The following is an 8,206-nucleotide window of genomic DNA, read 5'->3' on the forward strand; positions in this document are numbered from 1 at the left end:
TTAGCCAAAGATGCCCCTTGGCCAAGTAATACGTGGAAAGATGTAGCCAATAAGAGCGGCGACGAAAAGGTCAAAAAGGACGCAGACTAGCAGGAATACGCCGCGTTATTCGAACGCTTGCGCTAACGGTTTGCGCCTGGAACCCACAAAACATCGTTTTCACCGCTGTTATTCGCGATTCTTCCAGCAACGAAAAACCAATCCGACAGACGATTTAGGTATTTTACCGCAATTGCGTTCACATCCTCAACCGTTGCCAATTCCACCGCCAAACGTTCGGCGCGGCGGGATACTGTGCGGCACATATGCAAATGTGCGGCCAGCGCAGTGCTGCCGGGTAAAATGAAACTTTTCAATGGTTGCAAATCCGCGTTCATCGCGTCGATTTCGGTTTCCAACCGATCAACCTGTGAGTCCACAATGCGCAGTGGTGGATATTCAGCATTCGCATCATTTGCCATATTTGGACGGCACAAATCAGCACCCAAATCAAACAGATCATTTTGTATGCGTGAAAGGCCGGCATCCAAATCACCCGTGGCATGTAAACGCGCCATGCCAACCGTTGCGTTGGTTTCATCAACCGTGCCATATGTTGATACACGCAAGCTGTGTTTTGCAACACGGCTTTGATCGCCCAATGCGGTTTCACCTTTGTCACCTGTTTTGGTGTAAATTTTGTTGAGCGTGACCATGGTTATGCGTTCCCGCTTGACCGAATGATTGCGTAAATGATGATCAGAATTACGGCGATTGCTTGTAATATAATTCGCCACCGCATGATTTTATTGGCATATTTACGATTAAACTCACCACCACTGGTGAATGATCCAAGTCCAAGCATTAACACGGCCAAAACCGCCAAACACGCAATTATGATAAGATAGTAAAAACCAGACATCGGGGTTTCCTTGTTTGTTTGGGTCAACCCTATCCTACATCTTTGCGAATACCCAGTCCATCGCACGGGTTGGTAGAATACGCCGCAGTATCCCCGCTACATATGTTGGGGTGGTTACATAATAACGTGGTCGCGGGCGTTTGGATTCCAGCGCGTGGATTAACTTTGTGGTTACAGCACTTGGCGCTAGCTCACCTTTGTCGGGCGCGGGATTTTCAACATAAAGGCGTGGCATCAACTCGCGTTCATACAATTTCCGCGCCGCTGAATTTTTCCAATCAATCCATTTTTCAAAATGGGGTTGGGCATTGACCCGGATGTTCGTTGTGATGGGACCCGGTTCAATTAATATAATGTCGATGGGCTGGTGATACAATTCCAAGCGCATCGTATCGGTCAATCCTTCCATCGCAAATTTGGTTGAATTATATGCACCTCGCGCACGCATGGCGGCAATGCCTAAAACAGAGGAACAATTGATAATTCGTCCGTGCCCCTGCGCAAGCATGGTTGGCAGCAATTGATTGATCAAATCGAAATAACCAAACAAATTTGCTTCGAATATTTCGCGCAGGGCTTGGCGTGGGTAATCTTGGGTTAATCCGGGCAGGGCATACGCCCCGTTGTTGTAAAGCGCATCCAACGTGCCATTGGTGCGCGACAATGTTTCGGCAACGGCGGCTTTGACGCTGTCCTCATCTGCATAATCAAGCTGGAAACTTTCCAATCCTTCACCGCGCAGCCGTTCACAATCCGCCTCTTGGCGACAGGTTGCAAAAACACGCCAGCCGCGTTTATGCAATGTATGTGCAGCGTCATATCCGATGCCTGACGAACATCCCGTGATCAAGATTGATTTTTGCGTCATAATACCCCCCCTGAATTTTGGCGCAGAATGCAAGTTACGTGTGATTTATGCAATCGAATTCCAATCCACACTAGACCTTACTTTACGGCATCGTTACACATCATCTATGGCTGATAATATTGATGAACCCGACATGAACGGTGATGATCACCACGATGGAATGACGATCAAGGAACCGCTTCGCCGCGCGATTGGCGATCGGTATCTGACTTATGCGTTATCCACAATTATGCACCGTGCATTGCCCGATGCCCGTGATGGATTGAAACCTGTGCACCGTCGCATTTTATATGCGATGCGCGAATTGAAACTTGCCTCAAACGGGGGCTTTCGTAAATCGGCCAAGATTTCTGGCGATGTGATGGGTAATTACCACCCGCATGGTGATCAGGCGATTTACGATGCGCTTGCGCGTTTGGCACAAGATTTCAATGTGCGCTATCCACTGGTGGATGGCCAAGGCAATTTTGGCAACATCGATGGCGATAACCCCGCCGCCGCGCGTTATACAGAGGCACGCATGACCGCCGTGGCAGAGGCCATGTTGGAAGGTCTGTCAGAAGACGCCGTTGATTTTCGCGAAAACTATGATGGCTCATTAACAGAACCTGCGGTGTTACCCGCGAGCTTTCCAAATCTGTTGGCAAACGGTTCATCAGGTATCGCCGTGGGGATGGCGACGAATATTCCACCCCACAATATCGGTGAACTTTGCGATGCTGCGATCCATCTGATTGGCGCGCCAAATGCGCGCGATGAAACCTTGATGGATCATGTTCCTGGTCCCGATTTCCCAACGGGTGGGATATTGGTGGAACCTGCAGAAAATATCCTGAATGCATATAAAACCGGTCGCGGCTCGTTTCGTCTGCGATCAAAATGGGAAGTCGAAGATATCGGTCGCGGGATGTGGCAGGTTGTCGTTACCGAAATCCCCTATCAGGTGCAAAAATCCAAACTGATCGAGAAAATTGCTGAATTGATTCAGTTGAAAAAAATTCCGATCCTTGCCGATGTGCGCGACGAAAGCGCGGAAGACATCCGTTTGGTTTTGGAACCACGGGCAAAAACCGTAGAACCGACCGTGTTGATGGAAACGCTGTTTCGCTTGTGTGATTTGGAAACGCGGTTCAGCATGAACCTGAATGTGTTGATTGATGGGCGAACACCTAAGGTCTGTTCGATGAAAGAGGTGCTTCGTGCATTCCTTGATCATCGCCGTGATGTTTTATATCGCCGCTCTAAATTCCGCATGGATAAAATTGATCGCCGCCTAGAGGTCTTGGAAGGTTACATCGTTGCGTTCCTTAACCTTGATCGTGTGATCGAAATTATCCGTGAAGAGGACGAGCCAAAGCCGATCATGATGGAGGAATTCTCATTATCCGACGTTCAGGTTGAAGCCATTTTAAACATGCGCTTGCGCAGTTTGCGCCGTCTCGAAGAAATGGAATTGCGCAATGAGTTGGATGCATTGCAGGTTGAACGCGCCGAGCTTGACGATTTGCTAGGTAGCGAAGAATTGCAATGGAATCGGATCAAGGAACAGTTGCGCGAAACCCGCAAACAGTTTGGTAAAGCTTCCGAATTTGGCGCGCGCCGTACCGTATTGGAAGACGCCCCCGATTTCGAAGAAGTCCCGCTAGAGGCGATGATCGAAAAAGAACCTATTACCGTTGTGTGTTCCGCCATGGGGTGGGTGCGCGCAATGAAAGGGCATATCGACCTGTCCCAAGAATTGAAATTCAAAGACGGCGACGAAGGGCGTTTTATGTTCCATGCGGAAACCACCGATAAATTGGTGTTGTTTGGTTCAAACGGGCGTTTCTACACGCTGCCTTGTTCCGAATTGCCAGGTGGGCGCGGCATGGGTGAACCCATCCGATTGATGGTGGATTTACCAAATGATGCGGATATGATGGCGCTGTTCATCCACGATCCTGCACGTCGTTTATTGCTCGCATCCAGTGCTGGCGATGGATTTGTCGTCGAAGAAAAAGAGGTCTTGGCGCAAACCCGCACAGGCAAACAGGTGTTGAACGTTCGCGGCGATGTTACGGCATTGGTGTGTAAACCCGTTTCGGGCGATCATCTGGCCTGTGTTGGTCAAAACCGCAAAGTAATCATTTTCCCATTGTCCGAATTGCCAGAAATGGTGCGCGGCAAGGGCGTGCGTTTGCAAAAATACAAGGACGGTGGATTGTCCGATGCGACCACGTTGAATTTGGAAACGGGGCTGCAATGGCTTGATCCAGCGGGGCGTACACGCACCGAAACCGAACTGGCCGATTGGATTGGTAAACGTGCAGGGGCAGGGCGCATGGCGCCGCGTGGTTTCCCACATGACAACAAGTTTAATCTTTAAAAAACGAACGGGATTACAGACCAAAGGGGTGGAATATGGCGTTAACCGATGTGAACGAAACCGAAATTGGAAACAGTGTTGGTGTTTCATATCTGATGGAAAAACGCCAATTGCGAAGTTTGGCGATTAAAACAACTTTACTAACGTTGCTTACCTTTGGCATTTATCGGTTTTGGGCACGCACACGATTGCGCAATTATTTCTGGTCCTGCGTTGCCCCCGATGGACACCCGTTTGAATATGACGGTAAGGGATTGGAAAAATTCCTTGGCTTTTTGATCGCGGTGGCTGTGCTCGCAGTTTACCTTGGGATTTTGCAACTTTTGTTGACATTTGCGGGGATGAGCCTGTTCACCGCCGTTGATGACACAGCGGATGAATTGCAACAATTGGCCGTGACCTATATCGCGTTTGGCGCATTGTTGCCGCTGATCTTTTATGCGCAATACCGCGCGCGGCGTTATAAATTATCACGCACGCGCTGGCGTGGTATTCGGTTTGGCATGGACAAGGGCGCGTGGGGTTATGCGTTGCGCGGAATTGGATTTACGATTGTAACGATCCTAACCGTGGGAATTTTATGGCCGCTGCAAACATTCCGTTTGGAAAAATACAAGGCCGACCGCACATGGTATGGCGATGTAAAGTTTGAGCAAAACGGTAAATGGACAATGCTCTACCCTGCGATGAAACACATCCTGCTTGGTCTGTTAATTGTAATTGCAGGCGGCGTTTTTGCGGCGGGCGGTGAATGGGCGAGAGTTTCAGATGACTCTTTTACGGGTGGTTCTGGCACTGGGTTTGGTGCGTTTGTTGTGTTTGTGGGTGCGTTTTGGATTTATGCAGGGTTTGCATATTATCGCGTGCACAGCTTTCGTAAATTGACCGCCCACAAAACGCTGGGCGAAACCGTGACATTCACAAGCATGCCGCGTACGCGCAGCTTAATTGGCATATTTATCGGAGGTGGATTTGTTGCAGGCATCGTTGCGGCGGTGCTTGGTTTTGCAATTGGTGGTGTTCTGACATATTTGGTTGTTAAAATGTTGGGGATACAGGAACTTGCGATCTTTACCTCCGGTATTGGTTTTCTAATCTATTTCTTGGCGCTCTCGGTGTTGTCACTCTTGATGATCACCGAGCCGATGATCCGCCATTTTGCCCACAACACTACGATTCAAAACGCCGCTGCACTGGTACAGGTGAAACAACGTGACGGCGATGATTTCGCAGAGGCCGAAGGTTTCGCCGACGCGCTTGATTTGGGCGCTGGATTTTAGGAATGGTTGAAACGCTATCTGTGTTGGGGCAATTTTTTGACGGCGAGACCGCGCGCGAACATGGTGTTGATATCACCACATTCAAAACGGGCATTCGCATCACGGGTGATAGTTTGGATCAATACCATGAATGGGATTTTGCCGATATTCGCGCATTACCCGATCAGGCCGGAAGCCGTGGCATCGCGATTTGCAAATCGGGTCAACAACAACGCCTGTTCGCCGATGACCCCAATTTTGCGCAGATGATTAAAACGCACTGTGCAAATTTGCACAATTCGGATGCGCCACGCGGTACCTATCGCCGCGTTGCGATTTATGCAGCGGCGGCAATTTCATCTGTGTTGATTATTATGTTTGTGATCGTTCCAAACCTAGCCAATCGATTGGCCACACATATTCCTGTCGAAAAAGAAATGGTGCTGGGCCAAAATACGGTGCGCCAGATCGAACGTATCTTGGCATTTGAAACCAATCCCAATTTAACCTGCTCGGGCGCAGACGGCATTGCCGCGTTGGAAAAAATGTCTGCGCGTTTGTCTGCGCAATTTGATAGCCCTTATGAATTAAACGTGCGTGTTTTCGACCATGAAATGGTCAATGCCTTTGCCGTGCCAGGGGGGCAAGTGGTGATTTTCAAAGGTTTGATCGATGATGCAGATTCCCCAGAAGAGGTTGCGGGTGTTTTGGCCCATGAATTTGGCCATGTGATACACCGCGATCCAACGCGTCTAGCGCTTCGTTCTGCGGGGTCGGTTGGTATTCTTGGCATGGTGTTTGGCGATTTTGCAGGTGGTGCGGTTGCACTGGTTTTGGCGGAACAATTGATCGCGGCGAATTATACGCGCGAAGCGGAATCCGCCGCCGATGATTTTGCACATTTGGTCTTGGCTGATGCGGGGCTACCATCCGCCCCAATGGCTGCGTTTTTCGAAAAGCTGAAAGAAGAACATGGCGATGATGCTGGGTTTTTATCCCATATCGCATCCCATCCCGCGTTGGGCGATCGCGCGGATTTAGCACGGGGTGCAGATACAATTGCAGATGCAGAGTTCACGCCTGTTCTTTCGGGTGATGAATGGCAGGCGCTGCGCGAAATTTGTGACTAAACTTTGCTCACCTTTAACTGGACGCCACCTTCTGGACGCAGGGTTAAAACCATCACGGGTTTTGGATTCAGCCCATCAATGCGTTCAAATTTATACCTGCTGATCAGGGTCGCCAAAATAATCTGTGCCTCTGTCATTGCAAATTGTGCGGCAATGCAGACGCGTGGGCCATCACCAAATGGTAAGAAAGCAAACCGATCATGGCGGGCGTCCTCGCCAAAACGATCTGGGTTAAATTCATCTGGATTATCCCATAATGCATGATGACGGTGCAGCGCATAAATCGGGATCATCACCGTGTCTTTGGGCTTAATATCACGATCCGACAACACATCATGGGATTGCGCCGTGCGTGAAATCAATGCGGCAGGCGGGTAAAGGCGCAGCGTTTCGTTCAGCACCTGTTTGGTATAGGTCAGATTGGCGCAATCCTCCGCGGTTGCGGTGCGTCCGTTCAACACGTTTTGTGCTTCGGCGCGCAATTTATCCTGAACCACTGGATCAAACGCACAAAGGTAAAGCGCCCAAGATAATGTCAGCGCCGTTGTTTCATGCCCCGCTACGATAAACGTGAGCAGATTATCACGCAATTCGGATGCGTTCATCTTACGCTTTGTTTTTAAGTCCTCGCCCGCCATCAACAGATCTAACAAATCGGGCACGTTGCGTGGCCCACTGGCGGCGCGGTTGCGCACCGCGCTGTTGGCGATAGCCTTGGTTTGTTTCAATGCGCTTGGCTGTAATACCCGCGATGGGCGCGGTATCCATGTGGGCAGTCCAATGACATCGAAAATGGACACACGCCCAACCTGTTCAATGTAATTGTCGATTGCGCGGTGCACTTCGTCGCTATCCAAAACATCCGATCCCGAAAATGTAATGTCGGAAATCACATCAAATGTCGCGCTGATCATTTCTGCGTACATATCAATGCGGGGTGATCCATCGCCAAGTCGGGCACAGCTTGCATCCGCACTTGCCCCCATGATGGGGGCAAGGTTGGCGATATTGCGCGGCGAAAATACGGGTGCTGCGGCGCGGCGTTGCCAACGCCAATGCGCACCCTCTGCAATAAACAGGCTGTCACCAATTGCAGGTTCTAGCGTATTTTTTACTACATCTGATTTTGGGTAGTTTTCCAAATTGTCGCGCAGGATATGTTGAATGGCACTTGGGTCCATAACCATATGCCAGTTCACCCATGCAACACGCCCTGAAATAATCGGCTGTAATGTCGCCAGTTCTGGGATGATCGATAACACATTTTTACGTGCCTCAATCAACGTTTTGAACACACCCCACACATCGGTGACAAGGGGCACTTTGACGGGTGATTGTTTTGAGGGGGGCGTGGCGGTCATACGTTAAACCTGTTCCTGTTGATGCGCACTTGAAGTTAGCTTAGTTCGCCATCATATGTGACGAAAGGAAAATCTGAATCCGAATGCCAATCCAAGGTTTTTCGCTTGCATTATTTGCAAGTTTTCTTTACGCGCAAGCGCGTAAGTGTCACGGGATTGGCAAATCCTAAGATAGAACAAGTAAGGAGGCCGATCATGGCAAAAGAAAAGTTTGAACGTTCGAAACCGCATTGCAACATCGGCACAATTGGCCACGTTGACCACGGTAAGACAACATTGACCGCAGCGATCACCAAGCAATTTGGTGACTTCAAAGCGTATG

At 49.7% G+C, this 8,206-nt stretch carries 8 protein-coding genes; 4 read left to right on the forward strand and 4 right to left on the reverse strand.

Annotated features, from left to right (window positions below):
* Positions 1-122: 122 nt before the first annotated feature.
* Genes IE094_RS11780 through IE094_RS11790 form a run of 3 tightly spaced genes read right to left on the reverse strand, consistent with a single transcriptional unit; the run spans position 123 to position 1,769 of the window.
* A complete protein-coding gene (locus IE094_RS11780; protein WP_189640898.1) occupies positions 123-695 on the reverse strand; it encodes a cob(I)yrinic acid a,c-diamide adenosyltransferase in 573 nt (190 codons plus the stop codon).
* 2 nt (positions 696-697) lie between these two features.
* Positions 698-901, reverse strand: coding sequence for a twin transmembrane helix small protein (locus IE094_RS11785; RefSeq protein WP_189640899.1), 204 nt, complete (start codon positions 899-901; stop codon positions 698-700).
* A 34-nt stretch (positions 902-935) separates the two neighbouring features.
* Positions 936-1,769 carry an SDR family NAD(P)-dependent oxidoreductase gene (locus tag IE094_RS11790; protein WP_189640900.1) on the reverse strand — a complete coding sequence of 278 codons (834 nt, stop codon included), beginning with the start codon at positions 1,767-1,769 and terminating at the stop codon, positions 936-938.
* Positions 1,770-1,875: 106 nt separating this feature from the next.
* Between IE094_RS11790 and parC the strand changes: the two genes are divergently transcribed.
* From parC to IE094_RS11805, 3 genes are read left to right on the forward strand one after another with little or no spacing between them, the layout of a single operon-like run.
* Complete coding sequence (parC, locus tag IE094_RS11795; RefSeq protein WP_189640901.1) at positions 1,876-4,134, forward strand: DNA topoisomerase IV subunit A; 2,259 nt, start codon at positions 1,876-1,878, stop codon at positions 4,132-4,134.
* A 35-nt stretch (positions 4,135-4,169) separates the two neighbouring features.
* The gene (locus tag IE094_RS11800; RefSeq protein WP_189640902.1) at positions 4,170-5,414 is read left to right on the forward strand and encodes a DUF898 family protein; all 1,245 of its coding nucleotides are present in this window, start codon (positions 4,170-4,172) and stop codon (positions 5,412-5,414) included.
* 2 nt (positions 5,415-5,416) lie between these two features.
* Positions 5,417-6,523 carry a M48 family metallopeptidase gene (locus IE094_RS11805; protein ID WP_189640903.1) on the forward strand — a complete coding sequence of 369 codons (1,107 nt, stop codon included), beginning with the start codon at positions 5,417-5,419 and terminating at the stop codon, positions 6,521-6,523.
* Here IE094_RS11805 and IE094_RS11810 read toward each other — a convergent pair.
* Positions 6,520-7,884, reverse strand: a complete 1,365-nt coding sequence (locus IE094_RS11810; protein WP_189640904.1) for a cytochrome P450 — start codon at positions 7,882-7,884, stop codon at positions 6,520-6,522. The two genes, IE094_RS11805 and IE094_RS11810, sit on opposite strands and share 4 nt — an antisense overlap.
* Positions 7,885-8,079: 195 nt before the next feature.
* Between IE094_RS11810 and IE094_RS11815 the strand changes: the two genes are divergently transcribed.
* A partial coding sequence (locus tag IE094_RS11815) for a GTP-binding protein (RefSeq protein ID WP_229802302.1) occupies positions 8,080-8,206 on the forward strand: 127 nt, incomplete at its 3' end.

The organism is Paramylibacter ulvae, assembly GCF_014652655.1.
Lineage (GTDB): Bacteria > Pseudomonadota > Alphaproteobacteria > Rhodobacterales > Rhodobacteraceae > Amylibacter > Amylibacter ulvae.

Bases quoted from the DNA above. Each gene is read 5' to 3' on its own strand.
- IE094_RS11780 (WP_189640898.1), bottom strand. From the start codon at position 695: ATGGTCACGCTCAACAAAATTTACACCAAAACAGGTGACAAAGGTGAA.
- IE094_RS11785 (WP_189640899.1), bottom strand. From the start codon at position 901: ATGTCTGGTTTTTACTATCTTATCATAATTGCGTGTTTGGCGGTTTTG.
- IE094_RS11790 (WP_189640900.1), bottom strand. From the start codon at position 1,769: ATGACGCAAAAATCAATCTTGATCACGGGATGTTCGTCAGGCATCGGA.
- parC (WP_189640901.1), top strand. From the start codon at position 1,876: ATGGCTGATAATATTGATGAACCCGACATGAACGGTGATGATCACCAC.
- IE094_RS11800 (WP_189640902.1), top strand. From the start codon at position 4,170: ATGGCGTTAACCGATGTGAACGAAACCGAAATTGGAAACAGTGTTGGT.
- IE094_RS11805 (WP_189640903.1), top strand. From the start codon at position 5,417: ATGGTTGAAACGCTATCTGTGTTGGGGCAATTTTTTGACGGCGAGACC.
- IE094_RS11810 (WP_189640904.1), bottom strand. From the start codon at position 7,884: ATGACCGCCACGCCCCCCTCAAAACAATCACCCGTCAAAGTGCCCCTT.